This is a genomic window from Paenibacillus sp. FSL K6-4396, assembly GCF_038002525.1.
Taxonomy (GTDB): domain Bacteria; phylum Bacillota; class Bacilli; order Paenibacillales; family Paenibacillaceae; genus Paenibacillus; species Paenibacillus amylolyticus_B.
Genome location: NZ_JBBOCR010000001.1, coordinates 6,885,569 through 6,911,415, shown reverse-complemented (window position 1 = coordinate 6,911,415; position 25,847 = coordinate 6,885,569). Strand labels below are relative to the sequence as shown.

Here is a 25,847-nt window from a genome sequence, read left to right as displayed (position 1 = left end):
TTTAACATGGATAAAACCTCTTGGAAGAAATGCAAAAGCCCTTGTTTTCCCTCGTCAATTTTGGGACAATACGGAGTAGAGGTTTTTTGGGTAGGACCGATAAGCCATATGCTTTCTTGCGAAAAGAGGATTATACAATGAACAAATCATCCATATATGGATTAACATTAGAGCAATTACGTTCCTGGCTACCGGAGCATGGGCAGAAAAAATCCCGTGCATCCCGGATCTGGGAATGGTTATATCAAGAGCGTGTACACGATTTTCCCGCGATGTCCGATGTCCGTCAGGAATGTCTGGACGTTCTCTCTGAGCATTTCACAATGAACTCGCTGAGCGAACATGTGAAGCAGGAATCGGCAGATGGTACCGTGAAATTTCTGCTTCGGATGCAGGACGGCAACCTGATTGAGACGGTATTGATGCGGCAAAAATACGGACTTACTGTCTGTGTGACCACACAAGTGGGCTGTAATATTGGCTGTAGCTTCTGTGCGAGCGGTCTGATCAAGAAGAGCCGTGACCTGACAGCTGGAGAGATTGTGGAGCAGATTATGCATGTGCAGCGACATCTGGATGCAGCGGGTCAAGACGAGCGGGTAACCAACGTGGTAGTGATGGGTATTGGTGAACCATTCGATAACTTCCAGCACATGAGTGATTTCATCGAAGTCATCAAGGATCGCAAAGGGCTGGCACTTGCCGCCAAACGGATTACTGTATCCACGAGCGGCCTTCCGGACAAAATCAAGGAATTTGCAGACAGCAGTCTGCAGGTCAACCTGGCGATCTCTCTGCATGCACCTAATAATGAACTGCGTACACACATCATGAAGATCAACCGGGCTTTCCCGATTGAGCAATTGATGGATGCGGTGGATTATTATCTGGCTAAAACCAACAAACGCATCATGTTTGAGTACATCTTGCTACGTGATGTTAACGATCAACGTGAGCATGCCGCGGAGCTCGCTGAACTGTTGTCCAGTCGCAGAAGTATGGTCAGTGTGAATCTGATCCCATACAACCCGGTGGATGAGCACAGTCAGTATCAACGGAGTACAGAAGAATCAATTCTGGGCTTCTATGATACGCTCAAAAAGAACAACATCAACTCCACTGTACGTATGGAACATGGTACCGATATCGATGCTGCTTGCGGACAGTTGCGCAGTAAACAAATGAAGAACAGCGCTGCCGAATCCGAGCCAGGCCGTCTGGCACTGGGATAAGAAACAATGCGGATCTGGCAAGGAAGTTAGGATACTTGGTTGTTATAATTAGTGCCTTTACTTTGTACGTGCCATTTATCGTTGTTGATTCACTAATGAATGTGTTGCCTGAATGCAAAACGCCTCTGTATATCACTGAGAAGTGATGACGGAGGCGTTTTTTGGAGCGTCATTATTTAAGTTTTTTGGTCATTAGCAGATGGGGAATGCCGTCTTCCATAAATACTTCCGACGCTGGTGCATATCCGAGACGTTCGTAGAAACCGGAAGCTTGTACCTGTGCGTGCAGCTTTGCTTTCTCAAGACCATCAGCAACAGCCATCTGCTCCAGCTTGTCGATCAGCACGCGGCCCAGGCCGTGTTTGCGGTAATCAAACATGACACAGATCCGTTCCAATTTGGCGACCTGTTCCACAATGCGCAGTCTGGAGGAAGCAGCAGGCACACCGTCCACGTAGAGCAGAATGTGGCGCGCCTCCGCGTCTAATGTATCATAAGCATCGAATTCATCCGTTGCGGGCACGCCTTGTTCTTCGACGAAAATAGCGGTACGGATGGCGAAGCAGGCATCGAGCAATTCCTGATTATTAACTTCAACAATCCTTGTATTCATGAATGTTTCTCCTTTGGGTGATCGTAATGTTATCCTGACGTGATAAACTGGTACATAACAGGAATGTGGAACGATTTTCGTTCCATGTATACGGTTTGAGATATATGTTTAAAATTGAAATCAATTTCAACTGTAGTTATACCATCATTTATGTTGCGAATGCAACAATTTTATAGGGGCGTGAACGTGTTGACTGAGAAAAAAGAAGTGCTGCGTGAAATTGGTATGATTGCCCGCTGTCTGGATTCAATCAGTAATGTCGAGTTTCAGCATCTGAACCTGTCCCGTGGACAATATCTTTATCTGTATCGAATCTGTGAGAATCCGGGCATCATTCCGAATCAGCTTGCTGAACTGATCAAAGTGGATCGTACAACGGCGGCCAGAGCCATTAGCAAACTCGAATCCGATGGATTCATTATTAAACAGCCGGCAATGGGTAATAAAAAGAATAAAGTGTTGTTTCCAACCGAAGCTGGGCTTGAAGCATGGGAATTCATTCGTAAAGAGGGCGTACATTCGGATCAGGTGACTCTGGATGGTCTGACCGAGAAAGAGATCGAGACAGCCATCCATCTTCTTAGACGGATGCGTCATAATATTGAAGTGGACTGGAAATTTGTCAAAAAGGGTGGACGAAGATCGTACATGGATAGTGAAGAATAAGTGCACACTTTAGATAGGTTGAAATCCTCAACCAGGGGCGTTGTTGTTTCTTTGTCGTACACAAGCAGGAGGAATGGCGTTAGGATGATATTCCGAAAAAAACGAACATGGCTGGTGTTGCTGCTGATTACTGTTACAGTGGCAAGCATATTGTTACTAAGGGAGCGCTTCCTGATGAATGGAGTATCCCCGACAGTTTCTTTTATTGAAGATCATATGACCAACCCGAACGGTACGCTGGCAACGTATTTGCAGGATGCAACATCAGAGAAGGCAGATACTGTTGCAGGCAGAGAGGCATTGTCCGAGTCCCTTGGCTTGTGGATGCAGTATGCCGTAGATAGTGATAATCAGGTATTGTTTGAGCAGAGCTACGAGCAATTGAAGACCTATTTTCTCACGCCGCCAGATCCTTATATAGCCTGGAAGCTGGATGCCAAAGGTGAATCCCATGTAACGACCAATGCACTTGGCGATGATCTTCGTATCATTGGTGCCCTATTGCAGGCTGCAGATCAGTGGGAGCAAGGGAGAGAGACGAAGCTTACGACCGCAGCCGCCATTTCCCGTGCCTTAACACAGTCGGCTCAGCAGCGAGGATATTTGGTGGATTTCCACGATTTTGCAAGTGGTCATTCCACAGATACGTTAAGCCTGGTTTATGTTGATCTCCCGTCTCTTCAGACGATGGAAAAACATCAAGTGGTGGAGCCCGGAACCTACGCGAAATACGAAGCAATACTGATGAAGATGCCTGAGGATGAATTGTTCTATCCGAAGACCTACGATGTGGTCCGTAAAGAATATACTTATGATGATACGGTGAATCTGATCGACCAGTTAATCGTGGCGAATCATCTAACGGTGACCGACCGCAAACCGGACAAGCTCATTTCTTTTTTGAAAAAGGAGTTCAGCACCCGGCATCAGCTGCCCGGACAGTATAAGCGAAAATCACACACACCTGCCGTCTCGTATGAATCTTCATCGGTATACGGCCTGGCCATCTTACTGGCTGTACGTTCAGGTGATCCAAAGTGGGCCAAACAGCTGTATAACCATATGATTACATTGCGTAGTCAGGACTCTCGTTATTCAGGTGGATATGTATTTGACGGCAACACACATCTGTTTGATAATCTGTTTCCTTTGTTGGGAGAAATTAATTTACAGAAAAGCATTAAAAAGTAATGATTTTGTCATTTAATAAATTCTTCAATGTGTTAGCATAGTTTTGTCTAATCATGTCATAAATTGTTGCAATTTAAGAGAAGTGCGTTTGAACGAGAGTTCTAAAACTTCAACGGAGAGAAGGAACTATGAGGAATAAAGCACCTACCCGTCGTATTGCGTGGGGATATGCCCTTTTAATTGGACTAGCCCTCATGCAGCAACTGATGATTTATCTTAAAGTGTACATGGATCAGAGCTACACTACAGGGGATATGATTTTTAGTATGGTGTCGCTGGGTGCCTTGGTTTTTGGTCTTTTTCTGCCTGTTGGCGTATCCGTCGTGGCGGGGTTTGTATATCTGGTCTCATATTTTGTGTGGCTTGTTACTTACGCTGATGCAAATGTGCTTGTATTCTCTTGGTGGTTGCTCATCCCGGCCAACGTTGCCGTGGCTGCGTTCATCAAGGCAAGTCTGCTGCGCAGTGCGCGTGTAGTGGAGCGTCTCCAGGATATGCAGGATCGTAACCCTGAAATCGATCTGGATACCTCGCTTGGGAATAAAGGAGCTCTGGCAGATACGTTAATCAAACATAGTAACCTTGCGCGTCGATACTCCGAAAAGTATGGATTCAGCATTGCCATGTTCAAGATTGAATTCTTGCCATTGGTGATGGAATCTCTCGGTTCAGTCCGGTATGCACAGTTTCTGCTTGAAATCTCGGGTACGATCCAGAAGCAGATTCGGTATGAGGATTACAAATTTTTCGTGGATCGTGGGCGTTTTGTCATCATATGTCCAATGGTGAATGTGGAATATCTTCCACTTCTGACACAGCGGATCAAAAAAGCCATCATGGATCTTCAAATTATTGATAAAAAGGGAAATGAGCTGCAAACAGTGATACGCTCCGGTGCTCTGGTATTTCAGAAGGAGCAATTCAGCAAATACGATGACATTGATGCGGTGATTGCAGCTCTAGAACGAAACACGGAGACCGATCTTATCGGAGAGTATATATAAAGGGAAGGAGAATACACAGTGGACTATATGTCCTGGTTCATCCCGATCTGTATCGCCGTCAGTGGTATATTTGCGGTATTTACGATTTGGTTAACGATTGCAACCCTTCGCTTTCGATCGAGAGTTATTCGCAAGTATGATCGGAGGAAGGTAAGTGGCTGATTTTATATTAATATTATCCATATTCAGTATCTGGATTGCCGTATTCGAGTCGATTGTTATTATGGCAGGTGCAATTCGCTTTATTAATAAACAGGACAAAAAAGGGATTCAGATCCCTGAAGATATGGACCATTATCCAACCGTTACGGTCATGGTTCCTGCGCACAACGAGGGTCTGGTCATTGTTGCGACGGTAGAGCACATCCTGCGGTTGAATTATCCGGAGGACAAGGTACAGGTCATCGTTATAGCGGATAACTGTACAGATGATACCGCAGAGAAGCTGAGATCATTTCTCAGTCAGACTAGTTATATGCATCGCAATGTGACAGTAATGGAGCGTAAAGGAACAGGTGGCAAGTCCGGGGCTTTAAATGACGGATTGGAAATTGCCACGGGTGATTGGATCTGTATCTTTGATGCAGATGCCGCACCTGAACGGAATTCATTAATGTTTTTGACCCAAAAATCGCTTGAGAACCCTGAACAATATGGCGTGGTTTTTGGCAGAAACAAAGCACGCAACAGAGGGCAGAATTTCCTCTCCAAATGCATCAATCTGGAGATTATTACTTCGCAACGTGTGTATCACACGGGCCTGTGGGAATTGTTCCAGCTGGGTTCCATTCCGGGAACGAATTACATTATCAAAACCGAGTTGATTCGGGAAATTGGCGGCTGGGATGTGACAGCCATCACAGAAGATACGGCACTATCATTCGAGATTTTGAATCGCGGACAGTTTGTGGCACTGGCGCCGCAAGCGGAAGCCTATCAGCAGGAGCCGGAACAGCTTAGTGTATACATGAAGCAGCGCGAACGATGGGCCAAGGGGAACTACCAGGTGGTACTGGATAATATCCATAACCTGTTTAACCGCTCCAGTTGGCGTAATAAGTTGTTGGTTATCTATTATGCCGTCAGTTATTTCTGGTTTATGCTTGCGATTATTGTATCGGATATTATATTTCTCGTGAATCTGGTCTATCAGGTCATTGCTATATTTAAACCAGAGGTAAGTTCACCGTTCCAGTTTGCCGGCGATGCGTATGTCTTCCTTGTCATTGGTTGGGCACTCATGTACTTTATTTACGTGTTACAGATCAATCTGGCACTTGCCGCAGATATTGGACAGAGCAATACTCGTAATTTCATCTATGCCTGCGTGTCCTACTTCACGTATGCACAGCTGTTCATCCTGATCTCGATCAAGGCATTCTACTCCTTGATTATGGACAAGATTCGGAAACGCGAGAGCAAATGGTACAAAACAGAACGTTTTGGCTAAGCGGCGAAAATTGTAGAAGTGTAAGGCAGCAAGGCTGTTTGCTGGATAACTCCAGACAACAGCTTTTTTTGTTATAGCCACGCACATCCATATTCTGTATACTCATACAGGCTGTAAAGAGGATCATGCTTATCCGAAATGGAGGGTCACCGAATGAAGGACAGAGGATCGGATTTTTACGATGATCAGGCGAACTTTGAGAAGTATATGGAACGTCGCAAGTGGCAGGAGAACGCCAATGATACACTGGAGAAGCCGGTGATGCTGGAGTTGATCGGAGATGTTTCTGGCAAGAATATACTGGACCTCGGTTGTGGAGATGCAAGGTTCGCCGCAGAATTGCTGAGCAGGGAGCGCGAAGGTGCGACGTATACGGGAATTGAGGGTTCGGTGAATATGATTCAGGCAGCTAACGAATCCGTAAAAGGATGGAATGCCCGGATTGAGCAAGCGTTCATGGAAGATTGGACATACCCGGCCGAAGTGTACGATCTGGTGATATCGAGACTGGCTGTTCACTATATTGAGGATGTGGAGAGCCTGTTCCGGAACATATACAATACGTTGAAAGAGAACGGGACATTTGTGTTCTCGGTAGAACATCCTGTGATCACGTCCACACTGCAACCTTCCGGGACACGAACGGACTGGGTAGTTGATCAGTATTTTGTGGAAGGATTTCGTGAGCAACAGTGGCTGGGCGGTTCTGTAAAAAAGATGCATCGTTCCATTGAATCCTACTTTATGGCATTGCAGCGGGCAGGGTTCCGTGTAGAACATTTGCGCGAGTCAGCACCACAACGTGCTTATTTTGTAAACGAGGAAACCTATCTGCGCAGGCAGCGCATTCCATTGTTTCTGTTCCTGGCTGCCCGGAAATAGATTGCGGAGAAGAAACAGATGGAATAGCTGAGTTATACTCAAAAAGTAGAAAGTTCTACACAGAAAACGGTGGATAACACTAGATATAGCATTAAAAAGCCCAAAATCTATCCACATGTGGATAAGATATTGGGCTTTTACTGTTAAGTTACTGCACCTATGCTGCGTGTGCTGTGTATAACCACGTAATTATGAATCCGCCGCAGCTCTAACATACACACGTTCCCCGTGCCGATCAACTTCCACAGGTGCCTCGAAGAAGTTGCTCAGCACTTCGGTGTTCATCAGCTCGCTCGTTAGTCCGCTATTCACGATTTCACCCCTACGAAGCAAGAGACTGTGACTAAACACGGGCAATATTTCTTCGGTATGATGGGTGACATAGATGAGTGAAGGGGTATCTGGACGCTGTGATAGTTCACGAATGCTGTCCAGCAATCGCTCTCTTGAGAACAGATCCAGTCCATTGCAAGGCTCGTCCAGAATGAGTACGCGCGGATTGGCCATGAGTGCTCGGGCAATAAGAAGTTTCTGTTTCTCACCTTGAGAACAGGTACGATATTCGCGATCCCACAGGTGCTGACAGCCCAGCGTTTGCATCAATCCCTGTGCCTCATCCAGATCATCATCCGATAGCTTGTCATACAAGCCAATGGTGGCATGTTTGCCGCTGATTACGACATATTGTGTGCGATCCGTGCCGTACAATTTCTCTTGCAGAGACGAACTGACCCAGCCGATGGATTTGCGGAGCTGCCTCAGATCCACATCGCCATATTCATGGCCCAGCACGGATATCTTGCCTTCAGTTGGCCAGAGATACCCGGTGATCATGTTCAGGAGTGTTGTTTTGCCAGAGCCATTCAGGCCAAGCAACGCCCAGTGTTCACCGTCATTAACCTGCCAGCTTACATCGTTCAGCAGGGTAAGAGGTCCCCTTTTCCAAGTGACATGCTGTACATCAATAATCATGCGTTATTCCTTCCTTCTGTTATCCTCAATTCTCCTAGGTGTATTGTAGTCACAAAACGAAAAAGGTTTCAACGGTTATCATGCTGTTCTTGGTTGGTCCTTGCGCAGAAATACAGCACACACACCAAGCAGTGGCAGAAACGAACATAACTTGATAACAAACGAAATGCTGGTCACGTCAATTAAGGAACCCAGCACAACCGAGCCAAGTCCAGCCATTCCGAATGACAGGCCAAAAAATAACCCGGATACCGTTCCAATATGACGAGGAAGCAGCTCCTGTGCATAAACAATGATGACGCTGAAGCCGGACATCAGGATTAGTCCAATCATTCCGCACAATACCATGGACAAGACAGGTCCTGCATAGGGCAACAAGAGCGAAAACGGTGCAGTGCCTGCAATGGAGAACCAGATCATCGGTTTACGCCCATAACGATCAGCGAGTGGGCCGCCGAGTAAGGTTCCGACCATACCTGCAAATTGCAGGATAAACAGACAGATCTGTGCCTGGGAGAGAGGCAAGTCATATGCATCCGCGTAATAGAAGGCGTAATATCCGGTCATGCCAGCAATATATACGAATTTGGAGAATAACAGCAGGATGAGAATTCCCATTGTAAAAGCGATGAATCCCCTGCTCATAGGTCGAGCTATTGGTTCTGCGCCGCTTGATTTTAAAGGTTGTTGCTGACGAATGCGAGTCTCGGCAAGCTTGTCTCTGTACCAACGACTGACAATAGATTGAATGAAGATGCCGATCAGGGCAAAGCCCATCAGCCATAGAAAACTACGCTGCCCATGCGGCAGCAGGATGAAGGCGACCAGTAATGGAGCAATAGCCTGTCCCGTGTTGCCTCCCACCTGGAAGATGGATTGCGCCATTCCACGTCCACGGCCTGCTGCCATATGAGCCACGCGTGAGGACTCGGGGTGTAGGATGGATGAGCCTATGCCAATCAGTGCTGCAGACACAAGCAGCATCCATAACTCGGAAGACAAGGCTAAGCCGAGCACACCGATCAGGGAGAATAACATGCCTCCGGGAAGCAGAATCGGCATGGGTTTGCGATCTGACATATAACCGACCAGGGGCTGAAGGACGGATGCGGTAATATTCAGGGTGAAGGCAATCCAGCCCATCTGGGCGAAACTGAGCTGCATGGTCTGCTGGAATAACGGGAAAGCAGACGGAACCACGGTCTGCATCGCATCATTCAGCAGATGGGCGAAGCTGACTCCGGCGAGTGCCCAATTGGCGGAGGAGTTGATTTGCATTTTGCTTAAAGTGGCCTGAGCCATGGGAGATCACCTCGAATTATTTTTTTCTATGATAAAAGATGGGGGCAGATCATGTCTTTGTGAAAAGTGCTTGGAAAGTGAGCACGATTTGCTATAATGTCAGCAGGTGAGGAAACGATGGAATTAAACATGACGTTAAATGGGTTGGAATTATGGAAAGCTACCGGAGGGTTCGCGAATGAACCGCATGTGCATGATGACTGGTATCAGCTAACGTTGCCGGTCAGAGGTAAATGTTATCTGGTGCAGGAACGGTATGATTATCCTCTGAAAGCAGGCATGGGGATTATTGCCCATCCTCAGACTGAGCATTATTTTGAAATAGGTTCGGATTCGGCTGTCATCGTGATCAAGTTCCGTAAACCGCCATTAGGCAGTTACGCGAGTGGGGAGATTAGTAGCGGACAAGCTGAGTTTCGACCCACCCATACTTTTGATCCAACGGAGATCAGTAGTCTGTTCCGAGGTTGGAACTCCATTTTGGTAGATGACATGCCGGATTCGCTCCAAGTACAGGAAACAGAACTGGCGGTCGAGATGTATCTAAGGCGCATGTTGATGGGGCAGGAAAATGGAAAAGCGATTGTAGATAATCCTACATGTATGGACCCTCATCTCCGCCGGGTGCTGGAGTACATTCACAGTGCCTATACAGGTCCAATGGATATTGATTCGATGGCGATGGTTGCGCATCAGAGTCGGCATCATTTTATGCGTTCTTTCAAGGCTCTTACGGGAACAACACCGTATCAATATCTGCTGAATTTGCGCGTAGAAGAAGCGTCCAGGAGGCTCCGCCATACGACGGATTCGGTAACCACCATCAGTTATGATCTGGGATTCTCCAGCGTCAGCCAGTTATATAGAGCCTTTCAGCGAGTGTATGTTATGACACCGATGCAATATCGGAATCAGGTGTAGATTTTAATGGGCAGTCTCGCGTATGCGAGACTGTATTTAGTACGTTACAGCATGACACTGATTTTTGTTGTTGCCAAACGATGGAGACTTTGCTAAGATGGGAAAAAGTTTATGTAAGCGTATACATTTAGATTAAAATTACAACGTTGTAATTATGTTTATGGCAAGTCTTAAAAAGAAAGAAATACGGTGTGAGGAGGACCAATCCAAGCTAATATCTTGTTATTATGCAGAATAATATAGGTTGTTACAAAATGTGAATGAAATAATAATAAATACATCAGTGAAATGACAATTCTTTTTTATTTAAAAATTCAAACGTTGTAATTATGTAGCGAAGGGGAGTGTTTCACGTTGAAAAAACGCATGTCCACCCTGTTCAGCCTGATCAGACGGGATAAATATTTGCTACTGATGTTTTCGCCTATTTTTCTGTATTACCTCATCTTCATGTACCTTCCGATGCCTGGCGTGCTATTGGCATTTCGTAATTTCTTGCCGGGGCAGGGCATGCTCAGCGGGGAGTGGGTGGGACTGCGCTGGTTCGAACAGTTCGTGAATTCCATTTACTTCTGGCGGCTGCTGCGCAACACATTCTTGCTTGCATTTCTGCCACTCCTGTTCGGCTTCTCCATTCCGATTTTATTCGCTGTCTGCATTGTAGAGATCAAGAACCGGACATTCAAGCGATTTGCCCAGACGGTTACGTACCTTCCTCACTTCATCTCCACTGTTGTTGTAGCCGGTATGATTATTAACTTCCTTTCACCAACAGACGGTATCGTGAACACCCTCATCGCGAGTCTGGGCATGGAAAAAGTGAACTTCATGATGGATGCCAGCTGGTTCCGCACCATCTTCACAAGTTCCGACATCTGGCAGAGCTTTGGCTTCAGCTCCATCATCTACATTGCAGCCATTATGGGCATTGATCCCGAAATGTACGATTCCGGCAAAATCGACGGCGTCAACAAATTCCAGGAGCTATGGCACCTGACCCTTCCCAGTATCAAACCAACCATTGTCATTCTTCTGCTTCTGTCGCTTGGCGGCATTATGAGCGTAGGCTTCGAGAAAGTATATCTGCTCTACAACGGAGCCACCTACGAAACGGCTGATGTCCTGTCCACCTATGTATACCGGATGGGGATTGAGGGCCAGAATTACGGCTTCGCCACAGCGGTCGGCCTGTTTAATTCCATTATCACTTTTGTGCTTGTGTTTGCTGCCAATTCCATGACCCGCCGCCTGACCAAGATGTCACTCTGGTAAGACTATAACCCGGACCAAAGGAGACCTGTATGCAAAAATCGAAAAGTGACCGTTTGTTCTACGGATGTGTCTACCTGCTGACCATACTGGCGGTTGTTGTCACGTTGTATCCCTTTCTGTACGTCATCAGCATTTCATTCAGCTCGGTGGATGCCATCGACAAACAAAAAGTTGTATTGTGGCCCGTCGGCTTTACCCTGTCAGGTTACCAAATGGTACTGCAATACAAGGAGTTATGGGTATCGTTCTACAACACCCTCTGGTACACCGTTGTAGGTACACTGTTGAATATTGTGGCAACATGTCTTGCCGCGTTTCCGTTATCCAGACAGCAGTTTTTCTTGCGTCGCAAGCTGAACTTTTTCATCGCTTTCACCATGTATTTCTCGGGTGGACTCATTCCGGTCTACATGCTGATTACCTCGCTTGGGCTGTACAATACCCGCTGGGTCATGGTGCTGCCTGTGCTGGTGATTACGTTTAACGTCATGATCTGCCGCTCGGCCTTTGAAGGCATTCCGAATGAGATTTTTGAAAGTGCCAGTATAGACGGGGCCAATGAGATGACAATGCTGTATCGTCTGGCGGTTCCGATCATCAAGCCAACACTGGCTGTGCTTACGCTGTACTATGCGGTATTCCACTGGAACAACTTTTTCACGGCCCTATTATATCTGGGCAAACAGGATATGCAGCCCTTACAGATGTTCCTGCGAAGGGTGCTGATCATGGCTTCGCCGGAAGTGATGCAGAAGATGGGCGGTACGATGACATCTGGTGCGCTGGCGGTCTCCTCCCTTCAGGTTCGTTATGTATCCATTGTGGTCAGCATTCTGCCTATTGTTACGATCTACCCGTTTATCCAACGGTACTTCGTTAAGGGGATCACCCTCGGAGCCGTGAAAGGATAGCTTTTATTGCTTAAGTGTCATGTCATTCAAGGGAGTTCAGAATGGTTCATACCAAGGAGGAATGATGGATGAGATTTAAAGGGGCAGGAAGAAAAAGTGTAATCGCAGCGATACTGGCAATCAGCCTGGCGGGATGTAGCGGCGGAACAGGGGCGGGAACCGATGCGGGGAGTACCCCGTCCACTTCGGAGCCAGCCTTCAATTATACCGGAGCAGGACCGGTAACGGATCAGACGGATGCCAAGTTGTCTGTTCTCGGAACCAACGCATGGACGACCAATGTGGATCTGTCTACCGCCGCCATTGTGAAGAAAATTGAGAGCAATGCCGGTGTGACGGTGGATTGGGATCTGATTCCGCCGCAGAATTATGCGGATGCCGTCAATCCGAGGCTGGCTGCCGGTACCGGCTTGCCCGATATCGTGTACCTGCCGGATCAGGATCAGCTGATGAAGTACATTAACAGCGGTCTGTTCATTCCAATTAATGATCTGGTGGAGAAGTACGGCGTGAATCTCAAAAAAATATATGAAAAGTCGCCTTCGGTCAAAGCCAGTTTAACAACACCAGATGGTAAAATGTATTATATCCCGCAGCAGACGTTAACCCGCAACTACATGCCGGTATTTATGGTTAATGTGCGCTGGCTTGATAAGCTGGGATTAAGCGAGCCAACCACGCTGGATGAATTTACGGCGATGCTGCGCAAGTTCAAGACAGACGACCCGAACGGCAACGGAAAAGCCGATGAGATTCCGCTGTCCATGGAAGCAAAATTTGTGTCAATGGCCTTTGGCCCCGCGTTTGGTCTCGATCTGTCCAACCAGTTTTATGCAGACGATCAGGGCAAGGTGCATTTCAGTTATTATGAGCCAGCGTACAAGGAATACCTGACCTATCTGAATGGACTGTACAAGGAAGGTCTGCTTGGGGTGGATTATGCGAGTACTACGAGTGATCAGGTCACATCGCGTATCTCTCAGGATGTGACAGGAGCCACATTTAATTTCAGCTGGTACATGTCGATGGTCTACAGCCCGCTGTTCAAGGATTACAATCCGGAAGAGCCAATCATCAAAGGCATTCTGCCACTGAAAGGACCGCATGGCGATCAGTTCTACATCGGTCGTACCCCGGTTAGCGGCATCTTCGGTATCACGCGGGATAGCAAAAATCCGGAGCTGGCTTTCCGCTTCCTGGATTATGCGGTAAGTGAAGAGGCACAGACGTATTATACGTGGGGCATCAAGGATGACACGTATACGGAAGAGAATGGCGTGAAGACATTTACGGACAAAGGCAAGGACAATGAATACATTCAGAAGCTCGGCATCGGTCCGGTGAATCTGCCGAATATCCAATCGACCGATTCTGCCGATTCCGTCGTGGCCCCTTGGCATGCAAAGATGGATAAGGAACTGGAGCCATATGTCCGTGAACCGTTCCCGTTTGTCTATGCCCTGCCGGATGAAGCGAGCGTGGAGAGCATGGCGATGCCTGACATCACCACCTATGTGGAAGAGATGAATTTCAAGTTTATTAGCGGTGATGCCAGTCTGGACCAGTTTGACAGTTATATTGAGACGTTGAAGAAGATGAACATAGAGCAGGTTATTTCGGGCAGACAGGCACAATATGATCGTTATAAATCTGCACAGAAATAAGAAATAGGGTTTTAGGCGTATGAGAGGTGTTGATTGATTTTGATAACCATTAAAGACATTGCAAAACTGGCGGGGGTGAGCTATAGCACGGTATCGAAGGCGCTGAATGATGATCCCCGAATCAAACCGGCAACAAAGCAGAAGGTGCTTGCGGTCGCGGAGAAACATCAATATCGGAAAAATATGTTGGCTCGGCAGCTTTCCACGGGCAGGAGCAACATCATCGGTTTTGTGCTGGATGAACTGAGCAATCCGTTATTCTCGAACATCTCCGGCCGTCTGCACAACGAGCTGAAGAAGCGGGGATATCAGATGATCCTGGTTGTGGCGGATGATGGGGTAGATGTCTTCAGCCAGCTGCGTGTGGACGGATGTATTCTGTGGGACTACGCACTGGACAATCGGGAGATGTTCTGGAAAAAGTTCGCGACACTTAACATGCCGTGTTTTGTGCTAGGTACAGATGAAGCGCCGAACTCTCCATACATCAAGATTGATCGCAAAGAAGGACTGTTTAGAGCAGTCGAGCATCTAAAATCGCTGGGGCACAGCCGAATCGGATTCATCGGCAACTCGCAGAATATTAAACTGGAGGGATACCGGGAAGCGTTGCAGCGTACGGGTCTGGCTTTTAACGAAGATCATGTGCTGCCAGCGTATTCCTCCTGGGAAGACGGATATTTTGCCATACGGAATCATGCGTTTGGGTCGGAGTCGCCAACAGCGTTTATTGGACTTAACAACCTGGTCACCCGAGGTGCGCTCCGGGCTTTGCTTGAGGCAGGGTTCAGCGTTCCGCGCGATATCTCGTTAATCGGGTATGATGATCTGCCGGATATGCAGTATGCCGAAGTGGCCTTGACGACGATTGGCCCGTCTCTGGATGAACTGGCCGTGCAGGCAGCCGAGCTGATTGTATCGTTAATCCGTGATGAACAGGTCGATGTTCCGGTAGTCATTCAGCCTAAGCTGAACCTTCGCAGTTCAACGGCAATGTGCCGGCAATAAGGACAGCGACCTTTGAAGAGTGAAGCGGTCCGTTAGTCATACATGTATTAGGTGGATACAACATTCAAGGAGGAATTGCTTATGCAGGTACAGACGCAGTTATCCTGGTCTGAGCGAATTGCAGCAACGATCATCCAGCAATGTGACGGGGACGGTTATCATGCGTTCCCTTCGGGACGATGGGCATACGTGGAAGGCATGACCTTGATGGCAATGGCACGAACCGGGCAGTATTATGGCAAGCAAGAGTATGTTGATTTTATGAAAAAACATATGGACCTGTATATCCAGCCCGACGGCTCTATTGGCACGTATACTTTGGAAGAATATAATCTGGATCAGATTAATCAGGGGAAAAACCTGTTTGCATTACTGGATGGTGCAGAAGATCAGCGTTACGCAGAAGCGGCACATCTCTTGGCCGCACAGCTTGCAGGGCAACCTCGAACATCGGAGGGTGGCTTCTGGCACAAAAAAATCTATCCATTCCAGATGTGGCTGGACGGCCTGTATATGTCATCTCCCTTTCTATCCGAGTATGCGAAGACATTTCATCACCCCGAGTTATGGGATGAAGTGGCACACCAGATTCTGCTGATCGAACGCCAGACCCGTGATCCCCGGACCGGACTGCTCTATCATGGTTGGGATGAATCAAAGGAGCAGGTCTGGGCCGATTCATCGACAGGGTGCTCGCCACACTTCTGGAGCCGGGCGATGGGCTGGTATGCCATGGCGATTGTGGACAGCGTGGAACATTTTCCCGTGAATCATCCAAAGCGCGGAACCATCATCGGTATCTTCGAACGGATGTGTCATGCTTTGGTGCGCGTGCAGGAGCAGGAGAGTGGGTTATGGTTCCAGGTACTGGATCAGGGCTTCCGCAAAGGCAACTATCTGGAAGCATCCGGGTCAAGCATGTTTGTATATGCACTTGCGAAGGGTGTGCGGCTAAGGTATCTGGAGCCGCATTTCAGAGCTGCGGCCGAGAAGGGATGGCAAGGACTGTCCTCCAGATTGGTGGAGGAGACGGCTGACGGCGTTCGGTTAAACGGGATCTGTCATGGCGCAGGACTAAGCCTGGATCGGGATGGCTCGTACAACTACTATGTAAGCGAAGCGGTTGTAAGCGATTCCTTTATGGGTGTGGCTCCGCTTCTGCTGGCAGCACTGGAAATGGAGCGATTGCCATGACACAGCAGAGATTGCCGAATACAGCATTGGAATCATCGACTCCCTGTCTGACTGTTGCTTCAGACGGGACGGGGGATTATGTGACGATTCAGGCTGCAGTCGATGCGCTGCCGGAGAATGGCATCGGAACCGTTCCAATTCGCGTGAAGGCTGGTGTCTATCATGAGAAGCTGCATATGGAGAAGCCGGGCATCCATCTGATTGGTGACGGGGCGGAGCAGACAATCATTACGTATGATGATTATGCACTTAAGAAGTTCCCGGACGGGTCGCCATATCATACGTTTCATTCCTATACAGCTTTCATTGGTGCCGATGATTTCACGGCAGAGGGGATTTCCTTCGTAAATGCTGCCGGGCCGGGCAAGGAGGTTGGTCAGGCGCTGGCCGTTTACGTAGATGGAGACCGGGCGGCCTTTCGTCGCTGTCGTTTGATTGGTCACCAGGATACGATTTTCACCGGCCCGCTGCCGGAGCAGCCCATGGATCGCAGTTACTTTGGCGGGCCACGTGATGGTGCCGAGCGGCGTAAACTGCGGCAGTATTTCGAGGACTGTTACATCGAAGGCGATATCGATTTTATTTTTGGCTCGGCTACGGTGGTATTTAAGGGGTGCGAGATCTTTACGAAGAATCGCCTGACTGAAGCGGAGGCTGCGGATGGGCAAGTGAACGGCTGGATTACCGCAGCATCTACGCCAGAGGATGTGCGTTACGGCTATGTGTTTCTGGACTGTGATCTGACAAGCAATGCTCCGCCGCAGTCGGTGTATCTGGGCAGACCGTGGCGTCATCATGCCAAAGTCTGTTTTCTGAACTGCTGGATCGGCGCTCATGTGAAGCGGGAGGGATGGCATAACTGGAACAAGACAGATGCAGAGCAGACCGTTCAGTATGCGGAATATAACAGTGCCGGGCCTGGTGCCGGACGTGCTGCTGATCGTGTGACTTGGGCCAAGATGCTGACCGAACAGGAAGCGGCCGAGTACACTGTACCTCTGATTCTGTCCGGCGTGGATGGATGGCAGCCTTTTTAAGGGAGAGGGGAGCAGCGGCAGTAAGATACGCCCTCTTCTCTGCGCAATATCTAACAAGGGTTTTCTTTCAATTCTCCTAAGGAGTTGAACGAAAACCTTTTTTGTGCGCTATATTACATTTTTCGCCCCCAATAGAACTATTTTATCCCTTATCTCTTTTGCATTTTACTGATTAAATACAGGGTGAGGATCTGTAAATTCCCTGTAAAATTTGGATGGTACCTGCAAAAAAAGAACACGAGAGGGAAGGTCCATTTTGGTAAGGGAAGGGAGTGAAGTGACACGCAACATCAGATGGCTGAATGAGGCTGGCTCTAATCGATCACAGATCAGATGCAGGTGGACTATTGAAGTTTTGTTTGCAAGGTGAACGTATCCTTAGTACAGGAGGGATTTTGCTTGAATCAAGCTGTTCGATTCCGCCCAGTCATTACATTTGCTTTGGCATTTCTTCTACTTATTACGTGGTTTGCACCGAGAGCCGATGCCGCCGCCCAGTGGCAGGCAGGCACTGCATACCAGAATGGAGACCTCGTAACATATCAAAATAAAGATTATGAGTGTATTCTAGCCCACACGGCGTTGACCGGATGGGAGCCCTCTGTTGTGCCCGCGTTGTGGAAATACGTCAGGGAAGGTTCGGGAGGGGAAACGCCAACGCCAGATACGGCACCACCTTCTGTTCCAGCGGGTCTGACTTCATCCTCCATCACGAACACCTCCGTGAGTCTTTCCTGGAATGCATCCACGGATAATGTGGGCGTAGCGGGGTATGAGGTGTACCGGAACGGCGTTCTTGTGACAAGTACTTCAACTACAACAGCTGTAGTCACTGGACTGACAGCCAGCACGACTTATGCTTTTACGGTAAAAGCCAAAGATGCCGCAGGCAATATATCCGCTGCGAGCACCTCCCTCAGTGTAACAACTTCCAACGGATCTTCCAATCCTGGGCCAATCAGCAGCAAATGGCTGATCGGCTACTGGCACAACTTCGATAATGGTTCAACGAATATCAGACTTCGTAATGTATCAACAGCCTATGACGTCATTAATGTCTCCTTTGCCGAACCGATTTCACATGGCAGTGGAACGCTTGCTTTTACTCCATACAATGTGACGGTAGCCGAATTCAAATCTGATATTGCCTATCTGCAAAGCCAAGGGAAAAAAGTACTGCTATCCATGGGGGGAGCCAACGGTACCATTGAGCTCACCGACGCGACCAAGAGACAGCAATTCGAAGATTCATTAAAATCAATCATTTCTACGTATGGTTTCAATGGTCTGGATATCGATCTGGAAGGAAGCTCCCTGTCTCTGAATGCAGGGGATACCGATTTCCGTAGTCCAACTACACCAAAAATTGTTAACCTCATCCAAGGCGTGAAAGCGGTTAAGTCACACTTCGGCGCCAATTTCATCCTGACGGCTGCGCCGGAGACGGCCTATGTACAGGGTGGATATCTGAGCTACGGTGGCCCTTGGGGAGCTTACCTGCCAGTCATCCATGCCTTGCGTAATGACCTGACCCTGCTTCATGTGCAGCACTATAACACGGGCTCCATGGTGGGGCTGGATGGACGCTCTTACGCGCAAGGAACAGCTGATTTCCATGTGGCCATGGCGGAGATGCTGCTTCAAGGCTTTCATGTAGGCGGCAGCACAGGCACTTTCTTTAGTGCCTTGCGACCGGACCAGATTGCGATCGGCGTACCGGCCTCCCAACAGGCTGCCGGGGGCGGGTATACCACGGCAGCCGAACTGCAGAAGGCGCTGAACTACCTAATCAAAGGTGTGTCGTACGGCGGTTCCTATACTTTGCGCCAGCCTGCGGGTTATGCGGGGATAAAAGGGATTATGACCTGGTCAATCAACTGGGACGCATATACGAATAACCAGTTTTCGAGCGCACATCGTCCGTTCCTGAACGGGCTGAGTACGCAAACGACAAAGGAGGTTGTGTATTAGATGATACATTTAAATAAACACACTGCTTTCAAGAAAACCGCAAAGTTTCTCCTGGGTCTATCCCTGCTCTTATCTGTTATTATTCCTTCTTTTGTACTCCAACCCGCTACGGCAGCAGCTGCAGATTCTTATAAAATTGTTGGTTACTACCCGTCATGGGCTGCGTATGGGAGAAACTATAATGTAACGGATATCGACCCAACCAAAGTCACGCATATCAACTATGCTTTTGCCGATATTTGCTGGAATGGTGTTCATGGAAATCCGGACCCTTCGGGCCCTAACCCGGTGACCTGGACGTGTCAGAATGAGAAGAGCCAGACAATCAATGTACCGAATGGCACGATCGTGCTTGGCGATCCATGGATTGATACCGGCAAGACATTTGCAGGGGATACGTGGGATCAGCCCATTGCAGGCAATATCAATCAGCTGAACAAGCTGAAACAGATCAATCCTAATCTGAAGACGATCATCTCCGTCGGAGGATGGACATGGTCCAATCGCTTCTCTGATGTGGCTGCGACTGCTGCAACACGGGAGGTATTTGCGAACTCTGCCGTCGACTTCCTGCGCAAATACAATTTTGACGGGGTGGATCTGGATTGGGAGTACCCGGTATCAGGGGGACTTGATGGTAACAGCAAACGTCCGGAGGATAAGCAAAATTACACGCTGCTTCTGAGCAAAATCCGTGAGAAGCTGGATGCTGCCGGAGCTGTGGACGGCAAGAAGTATCTGCTTACGATTGCAAGCGGTGCATCGACCACCTATGCTGCGAATACAGAGCTTGCCAACATAGCTTCCATCGTCGATTGGATTAACATTATGACATACGATTTTAACGGGGCTTGGCAAAAAGTCAGCGCGCATAACGCGCCGTTGAACTATGACCCTGCGGCATCAGTTGCTGGGGTACCGGATGCCAATACATTTAATGTGGCTGCCGGAGCACAAGGGCATTTGAATGCCGGGGTACCAGCCGCCAAACTTGTGCTTGGTGTTCCATTCTATGGCCGCGGCTGGGATGGATGCGCACAGGCGAGCAATGGCCAGTATCAGACCTGTGCGGGAGGTTCTTCCGTTGGAACATGGGAAGCAGGCTCCTTTGATTTCTACGATCTGGAGACCAACTACATTAACAAAAACGGGTATACGCGTTACTGGAATGACACGGCCAAGGTGCCATATCTCTATAATGCGACCAACAAGCGTTTTATTAGCTATGATGATGTGGAGTCTGTTGGATATAAAACCGCTTATATCAAGAGCAAAGGACTTGGCGGTGCGATGTTCTGGGAGCTTAGCGGTGACCGGAACAAAACACTCCAAAATAAACTGAAAGCCGACCTGCCTACCGGAGGTACGGTCCCTCCAGCAGATACGACGGCGCCAAGCGTACCAGGAAATGCCCGCTCCACAGGTGTGACGGCTACCTCGGTGACGCTGGCTTGGAATGCTTCAACGGATAATGTAGGGGTTACCGGTTATAACGTCTACAATGGTGCCAATTTTGCTGCCTCCGTCAACGGAACGACTGCAACAATCAGCGGCCTGTCAGTAGGTACTTCTTATACTTTCACGGTAAAGGCAAAAGATGCGGCAGGCAATCTGTCTGCAGCCAGTAATGCTGTAACCGTAAGCACTGCCACTTCGCCGGGTGGAGATACGCAGGCGCCAACTGCGCCAACGAACCTGGCATCGACAGCGCAAACAACATCCAGCATAACGCTGAGCTGGGCGGCATCCACGGATAACGTGGGTGTAACGGGTTATGATGTGTACAATGGAACGACACTTGCGACATCCGTGACCGGAACGACAGCAACGATCAGCGGGCTTGCTGCGGATACCTCGTATACTTTTACGGTGAAAGCAAAGGATGCGGCGGGGAATGGTTCTGCTGCGAGCAACGCGGTGACCGTGAAAACAACAGCAGGAACGACAAATCCGGGCGTTTCCGCCTGGCAGGCGAATACAGCCTATTCCGTCGGACAGCTGGTCACGTATAGCGGCAAGACATATAAATGTTTGCAGGCCCACACTTCCTTGCCTGGGTGGGAACCATCCAATGTCCCTGCATTGTGGCAGGTTCAATAGTTAAAAAATGGATTACAACATTTTGAATTGAAACGTGCAGTAGACAAGAATAACCACCGATCTTTGATTGGTGGTTTTTTTGCTCATATAAATGAAACACTCGCTGTAGTTAGCATCCGGCAAAAGGTAGGCTGAGGCCAACAAGCCAATACTAGAGATCTTTAGTCCAGTGGTTGTAGTAGACATATAGGCTTTAACTTCTTGTTTGGCTTCATCCAGTTTGGCGCAGTTCTTTAATGAGATTTCATTCTTAAAATGATCAAAGAACTTCTCCTGCGGTGCGGTATCCCAGCAGTTCCCTCGTCTGGACATCGATGGACCAAGCTCCATAGGTTTCACTGTCTTCTGAAAATCTGGATAAGTGTAGTGAGTTCCTGTTCTCCTTGTTCCTAGTAACTTGCTCTCCATCGGTCGGCTGCGGCTTTAATCCGGGTCATGTCTATGATCTGAACATCGAATCCACAAGACTCAAAAGTTTCTCTGGGCAGCTTTCCTTATTGATTCGATGCAATAAGAGTTGTTTGAATTCGTCCGTACATGCTATTCCCTTGGTCGATACAGATTTCACATAGAGGTTTACAGAAAGTTGCTCTACTTCGCTAAATCCTTTGCTCATTCTGAGATTTCTCGTATTCAAAGAATTTTACGTGATTGATTTTAGTTTCTTTAGGATCAGTCTTTTAATTAGCTTGATGAAGTTAAAAAAAATTAAAGTGTATAACTCCTAAATTTCGATATGAATGTATATTAATCTCCAAATAAACTTATTATATCTAAATATTTTTAAATATATCTATTAAATCTATTTACTTCCATACAACAATATGGTAATATTGCCCATATAAGGATTTGGTTCTTAAACACCAATTGGAAAACTATTATCATATTGAACAATGAATACCCTGCTGAGCAGGATAAGTTATGAAAGGAGGTGAAAACTATGAAATTGAAAAATCAAATGGAAAATACTAATACAGCTACATATAATCCAGTAGGAAGTGTGCTATCTGAATTGACAGACACTGAGATGGATACAGTGGCTGGTGGTGCTCAAGCACAAGGCTTTACAGATGGTAATTGTGTTAAGAGCATTACGGCTGATTGTACCCCAGGATGGACATGGGTATGTTAATAAACAGCTGAAATTTAAATGTTATTGCAATCATTGGGCTAGTTGATACACGGTAGTAACAGAATGATAATGCATTTAGGTTTGACATGGATTTTATAAGGAGGGCATTCTGCTGATATTTTCGGAGCATTATAAATGATGCTGCCGAGTATACAGCTAGAAATGCCCTCTTATCCATGTAAGTATATCAATTATCTGTTTCTTCTAAATTATCGAAAGGTTGTTAATATACAGTGATAAATACTAGTGAAAAGACAAAATATTGGGCAAAATTTTTCTATGATAAAGAGGAATATTTGGAAAAAAGTCTCAAAGAGGTGTCGAATTTAGAAGTCGATACTATTTCAAATATAAAAAAAAATGAATCATCATGGGAATTGAAATGGGAAAATTTGTTGCTAATTGACTCAATGGATGAATATATTCCAGCTACTCCGCCTGAATTTTGGGGATTTACTGAACGTTTCCTCTTACTTGCTATCAATAAATTGGAAGAAAACATCAGTGATTCAGATTCTCGTATTTTACATACAAGTAGTTCTTTTTTTAAAAGGCTACTTTCTTCTTTATTCGAAAGAATCATGGATTGCAGTTACAAAACTTTAATATTGGAATTGAATGTATTAAGTAATCAGGGACTTTTGCAAGGAGAAACTCCAGAACAGAGGTATCAGTACTTTGAAAATTTGCTACATGATAAAAAGTATTTAAGACAATTGGCCAATGAATACCCAGTGTTAATACGTTCATTGCTTCGTATAACTGAAAAATGGACAGCCCATGTTAGTGAAGTGTTAGATAGGTTCAAGGCTGACTATCCAAAAATAGTTTCACATATGCCTGAGGTCAACCAGTTCGGTAAGCTTGTCCAGTTACATATTGGGGCAGGTGATACTCATGATGGACGAAGTGTAACGATTCTAGAGTTTACCACAGGAGGCAAATTAGTATATAAACCTCGTTCATTAAGAGTTGATAAAGAATATTACAAAATTTTGTCTTGGATGCAGCATTGTGGTGTTCCTCACACAAAAATAATAAAAAATTTAGATTGTGGAAGTTATGGCTGGACAGAGTTTGTAGAGCATTCTGAGTGCAATTCCACTGAGGAAATCAGTGAATTTTACAAAAACATGGGCGTAAATTTGGCTATAATGTATATGTTTAACGCCACAGATTTCCATTATGAGAATATTATTGCGCATGGATCTAGCCCTGTTGTAATTGATCTAGAATCCTTATTTCATAGACATATAAGTACGAAGAAATTTGAACATAACGCCAGTGGCCATGCCTATGAAATTATATCTCAATCTGTGATGTCTTCTGGCATGTTACCACAGTACATTTTTAAGTCAGATACGTACTCCGGCATAGACATCAGTGGCATTTTCGGATACGGTGGAAAAAAAGTACCAAATGTACTGAATCTCACTCACAGAGGTACAGACCGAATGAGATTAGAAAAAGGGGAGGGAGAATCTAGTAAGACCTATAATCTTCCATATTATAATAATGAAGTTGTAGATAGTTATCGTTATATTGACAACATTGAACAAGGGTTTGCTCAAGCTTACAGGATTATGATGGAAAACAAGCACAGACTCAAAGAAATGATCCGAGAGTTTGATGGCGTTAGAGTTAGAGTAATCGTGCGAGATACTAGAGCGTATGGTGAATTAATGCGTACTCTATATCATCCTGACTTATTACGAGATGAATTAGATCGTAAAGTTGTTTTGCATCGATTATGGTTACAATGCTTAGCTGATCCTAAACATTTAAAATTTGTTTCCCACGAGATGCGTGATATTGAAGACGGGGATATCCCTATCTTTTACACTTCTCCGTCCGAAAGAGATGTTTGGTCATCTAATAATGAACGAATCCCTCAGTTATTTGAACAATCAGGTATAGAGGTTGTAATAAACAAAATCGATAAAATGGGCGAGAAGGACCTAAAAGAACAGTTACAGTTATTAAATATGTCTGTTTTGTCATCTAAGCCTGATCTTTATACTTATTGTTTTCCTGAAATTCAATTTATAAAATCAAACGACGTATTAGGGTCTAATTGGAAAGACGAGTATGTTCAGTTAGCTATTTCAATTGGAGAAAGTTTAGTTCAATCAGCAGTTATATCTTCAAGTCCAGCAGCTGATGATATAACATGGATTGGCTTAGTAGCCAATAGCGAGGATGAAAGGAAACTGAGACTCGTTCCTGTAGGAAATGATCTTTATAATGGGAATGGCGGAATTGCTTTATTTTTGGGTTATTTATCTGAACTAACTACAGATAACAATTATAAAGATATGGCCCGAAAAGCGTTGCAGCCGTTGATTGAAATTATGAGAAATACGTACCAATCAAATGATGTATCGTTAAACGTTGGGGTATTTGAAGTTGGTAGCATTGGTGGTGGCGTATTTACTACCTATCAATTATCACGCTTATGGAATGATGAAGATTTACTACAAACTGTTAAAGAATTTCTTCCTTATTACTGTAACCTCATAGATAAAGATACCTCATTCGATTATATCGGTGGTGCAGCTGGAGCTATTGATGTGCTTTTACATGTATATCATGGAACCGGATGGAAACAGGCGCTACAAGGTGCAGAGAAATGCGCTGAACATTTGCTTCAGAATGCTCAAACCTTGCCAGATGGTAGTATGATTTGGCTGACAACACCAAATAGTAAGCCTTATGTAGGGTATTCCCATGGCGTATCTGGAATTATTGCTTCATTATCATCGTTATATAGGGTCACTCAACATACAAAGTACATTGAATATATTGAAAAAGGATTACAGTATGAGCGTGCAAACTATAGTGATGAATTGAAAAATTGGATTACTCCTAATGATACCGCAAGGGTAACATGGTGTCATGGTGCACCGGGTATATTATTATCTCGACTACGATTGTTGGAAAATGGGTATTGGGATGCACATATTGATCAAGAGATTAATATTGCGCTTGAAACAACTCTTAAATTAGGCTTTGGGACAGAACCTGTCTATTGTCATGGTGATTTTGGACAATTGGAAATATTACTTTATGCTAATTCAGTTTTGGAGCGTAATGAGGATACTATTAATATAGTCAGAGCGTATCTGCTCAGACTTCTAAATGATCAACCATGGAATAACACAGGTGTCCATCGTGCATTTGATATTAAAGGATTAATGGGTGGTCTTTCGGGTATTGGATTTGGGCTATTAAAACAGGCATTTCCAGAAAGAGTTCCTAACATTTTAAATCTGGAAAATGATAAATTCTTCCCTTCCATCTCAAGGCTAACTGTGTGATCTTAAAT

22 protein-coding genes are annotated in these 25,847 nt (G+C 46.3%); 18 read left to right on the top strand and 4 right to left on the bottom strand.

The genetic code is table 11. The features are described from left to right. The first annotated feature begins 137 nt into the window (after window positions 1-137). A complete protein-coding gene (gene rlmN, locus MHB85_RS30170) occupies window positions 138-1,232 on the top strand; it encodes a 23S rRNA (adenine(2503)-C(2))-methyltransferase RlmN (RefSeq protein ID WP_105600465.1) in 1,095 nt (364 codons plus the stop codon). 172 nt (window positions 1,233-1,404) lie between these two features. Here rlmN and MHB85_RS30165 read toward each other — a convergent pair whose 3' ends face one another. Beyond that, the gene (locus MHB85_RS30165; protein ID WP_105600463.1) at window positions 1,405-1,845 is read right to left on the bottom strand and encodes a GNAT family N-acetyltransferase; all 441 of its coding nucleotides are present in this window, start codon (window positions 1,843-1,845) and stop codon (window positions 1,405-1,407) included. A gap of 225 nt (window positions 1,846-2,070) precedes the next feature. Between MHB85_RS30165 and MHB85_RS30160 the strand changes: the two genes are divergently transcribed. The 6 genes from MHB85_RS30160 to MHB85_RS30135 all read left to right on the top strand — a co-directional run bounded on the left by MHB85_RS30160 (window position 2,071) and on the right by MHB85_RS30135 (window position 7,038). Next, window positions 2,071-2,511 (top strand): MarR family winged helix-turn-helix transcriptional regulator, encoded by a 441-nt coding sequence (locus MHB85_RS30160; RefSeq protein WP_223200024.1) that lies wholly within the window; start codon window positions 2,071-2,073, stop codon window positions 2,509-2,511. Between the two features lie 84 nt (window positions 2,512-2,595). Beyond that, on the top strand, window positions 2,596-3,702 hold the full coding sequence (locus MHB85_RS30155) for a glycosyl hydrolase family 8 (protein ID WP_105600462.1): 1,107 nt from the start codon (window positions 2,596-2,598) through the stop codon (window positions 3,700-3,702). 128 nt (window positions 3,703-3,830) lie between these two features. Continuing rightward, window positions 3,831-4,706, top strand: a complete 876-nt coding sequence (locus MHB85_RS30150; RefSeq protein WP_105600460.1) for a diguanylate cyclase domain-containing protein — start codon at window positions 3,831-3,833, stop codon at window positions 4,704-4,706. An 18-nt stretch (window positions 4,707-4,724) separates the two neighbouring features. Further along, the gene (locus MHB85_RS30145; RefSeq protein WP_181155516.1) at window positions 4,725-4,868 is read left to right on the top strand and encodes a hypothetical protein; all 144 of its coding nucleotides are present in this window, start codon (window positions 4,725-4,727) and stop codon (window positions 4,866-4,868) included. Beyond that, a complete protein-coding gene (locus tag MHB85_RS30140) occupies window positions 4,861-6,156 on the top strand; it encodes a glycosyltransferase family 2 protein (RefSeq protein WP_091012428.1) in 1,296 nt (431 codons plus the stop codon). The genes MHB85_RS30145 and MHB85_RS30140 overlap by 8 nt, the downstream gene beginning before the upstream one ends. Before the next feature lie 153 nt (window positions 6,157-6,309). Further along, window positions 6,310-7,038 carry a class I SAM-dependent DNA methyltransferase gene (locus MHB85_RS30135; protein WP_105600457.1) on the top strand — a complete coding sequence of 243 codons (729 nt, stop codon included), beginning with the start codon at window positions 6,310-6,312 and terminating at the stop codon, window positions 7,036-7,038. 189 nt (window positions 7,039-7,227) lie between these two features. Here the strand turns inward: MHB85_RS30135 and MHB85_RS30130 are convergent, their stop codons facing one another. Both MHB85_RS30130 and MHB85_RS30125 read right to left on the bottom strand, forming a co-directional pair. Continuing rightward, entirely contained in the window at window positions 7,228-8,010 is a 783-nt protein-coding gene (locus MHB85_RS30130) for an ABC transporter ATP-binding protein (RefSeq protein ID WP_105600455.1), read from the bottom strand. A gap of 78 nt (window positions 8,011-8,088) precedes the next feature. Beyond that, on the bottom strand, window positions 8,089-9,312 hold the full coding sequence (locus MHB85_RS30125) for an MFS transporter (protein ID WP_105600453.1): 1,224 nt from the start codon (window positions 9,310-9,312) through the stop codon (window positions 8,089-8,091). A 117-nt stretch (window positions 9,313-9,429) separates the two neighbouring features. Between MHB85_RS30125 and MHB85_RS30120 the strand changes: the two genes are divergently transcribed. The 9 genes from MHB85_RS30120 (at window position 9,430) to MHB85_RS30080 (ending at window position 21,390) form a co-directional block, all read left to right on the top strand. Further along, on the top strand, window positions 9,430-10,233 hold the full coding sequence (locus tag MHB85_RS30120) for a helix-turn-helix domain-containing protein (RefSeq protein ID WP_181155515.1): 804 nt from the start codon (window positions 9,430-9,432) through the stop codon (window positions 10,231-10,233). Between the two features lie 354 nt (window positions 10,234-10,587). Then, window positions 10,588-11,505 carry an ABC transporter permease gene (locus MHB85_RS30115; RefSeq protein WP_036612224.1) on the top strand — a complete coding sequence of 306 codons (918 nt, stop codon included), beginning with the start codon at window positions 10,588-10,590 and terminating at the stop codon, window positions 11,503-11,505. Window positions 11,506-11,534: 29 nt separating this feature from the next. Next, on the top strand, window positions 11,535-12,416 hold the full coding sequence (locus MHB85_RS30110) for a carbohydrate ABC transporter permease (RefSeq protein ID WP_076213874.1): 882 nt from the start codon (window positions 11,535-11,537) through the stop codon (window positions 12,414-12,416). 68 nt (window positions 12,417-12,484) lie between these two features. Then, window positions 12,485-14,080 carry an extracellular solute-binding protein gene (locus MHB85_RS30105; protein WP_105600450.1) on the top strand — a complete coding sequence of 532 codons (1,596 nt, stop codon included), beginning with the start codon at window positions 12,485-12,487 and terminating at the stop codon, window positions 14,078-14,080. Between the two features lie 39 nt (window positions 14,081-14,119). Beyond that, window positions 14,120-15,088 (top strand): LacI family DNA-binding transcriptional regulator, encoded by a 969-nt coding sequence (locus MHB85_RS30100; protein ID WP_181155514.1) that lies wholly within the window; start codon window positions 14,120-14,122, stop codon window positions 15,086-15,088. Between the two features lie 81 nt (window positions 15,089-15,169). After that, window positions 15,170-16,282: a glycoside hydrolase family 88/105 protein gene (locus tag MHB85_RS30095; protein ID WP_105600447.1), complete on the top strand. Its 1,113-nt coding sequence runs from the start codon at window positions 15,170-15,172 to the stop codon at window positions 16,280-16,282. Next, window positions 16,279-17,319, top strand: a complete 1,041-nt coding sequence (locus MHB85_RS30090; RefSeq protein ID WP_105600446.1) for a pectinesterase family protein — start codon at window positions 16,279-16,281, stop codon at window positions 17,317-17,319. The genes MHB85_RS30095 and MHB85_RS30090 overlap by 4 nt, the downstream gene beginning before the upstream one ends. Before the next feature lie 399 nt (window positions 17,320-17,718). After that, window positions 17,719-19,290, top strand: coding sequence for a chitinase (locus MHB85_RS30085; protein WP_105600444.1), 1,572 nt, complete (start codon window positions 17,719-17,721; stop codon window positions 19,288-19,290). Next, complete coding sequence (locus tag MHB85_RS30080) at window positions 19,291-21,390, top strand: glycosyl hydrolase family 18 protein (protein WP_341074172.1); 2,100 nt, start codon at window positions 19,291-19,293, stop codon at window positions 21,388-21,390. It begins immediately after the preceding gene. A 12-nt stretch (window positions 21,391-21,402) separates the two neighbouring features. Here the strand turns inward: MHB85_RS30080 and MHB85_RS31275 are convergent, their stop codons facing one another. After that, a complete protein-coding gene (locus MHB85_RS31275) occupies window positions 21,403-21,702 on the bottom strand; it encodes a hypothetical protein (protein ID WP_192135290.1) in 300 nt (99 codons plus the stop codon). A gap of 628 nt (window positions 21,703-22,330) precedes the next feature. Between MHB85_RS31275 and MHB85_RS30070 the strand changes: the two genes are divergently transcribed. Together MHB85_RS30070 and MHB85_RS30065 are read left to right on the top strand one after the other, a co-directional pair. After that, entirely contained in the window at window positions 22,331-22,522 is a 192-nt protein-coding gene (locus MHB85_RS30070) for a hypothetical protein (RefSeq protein ID WP_192135288.1), read from the top strand. Between the two features lie 233 nt (window positions 22,523-22,755). After that, complete coding sequence (locus MHB85_RS30065; RefSeq protein WP_192135286.1) at window positions 22,756-25,839, top strand: type 2 lanthipeptide synthetase LanM; 3,084 nt, start codon at window positions 22,756-22,758, stop codon at window positions 25,837-25,839. Window positions 25,840-25,847 lie beyond the last annotated feature (8 nt).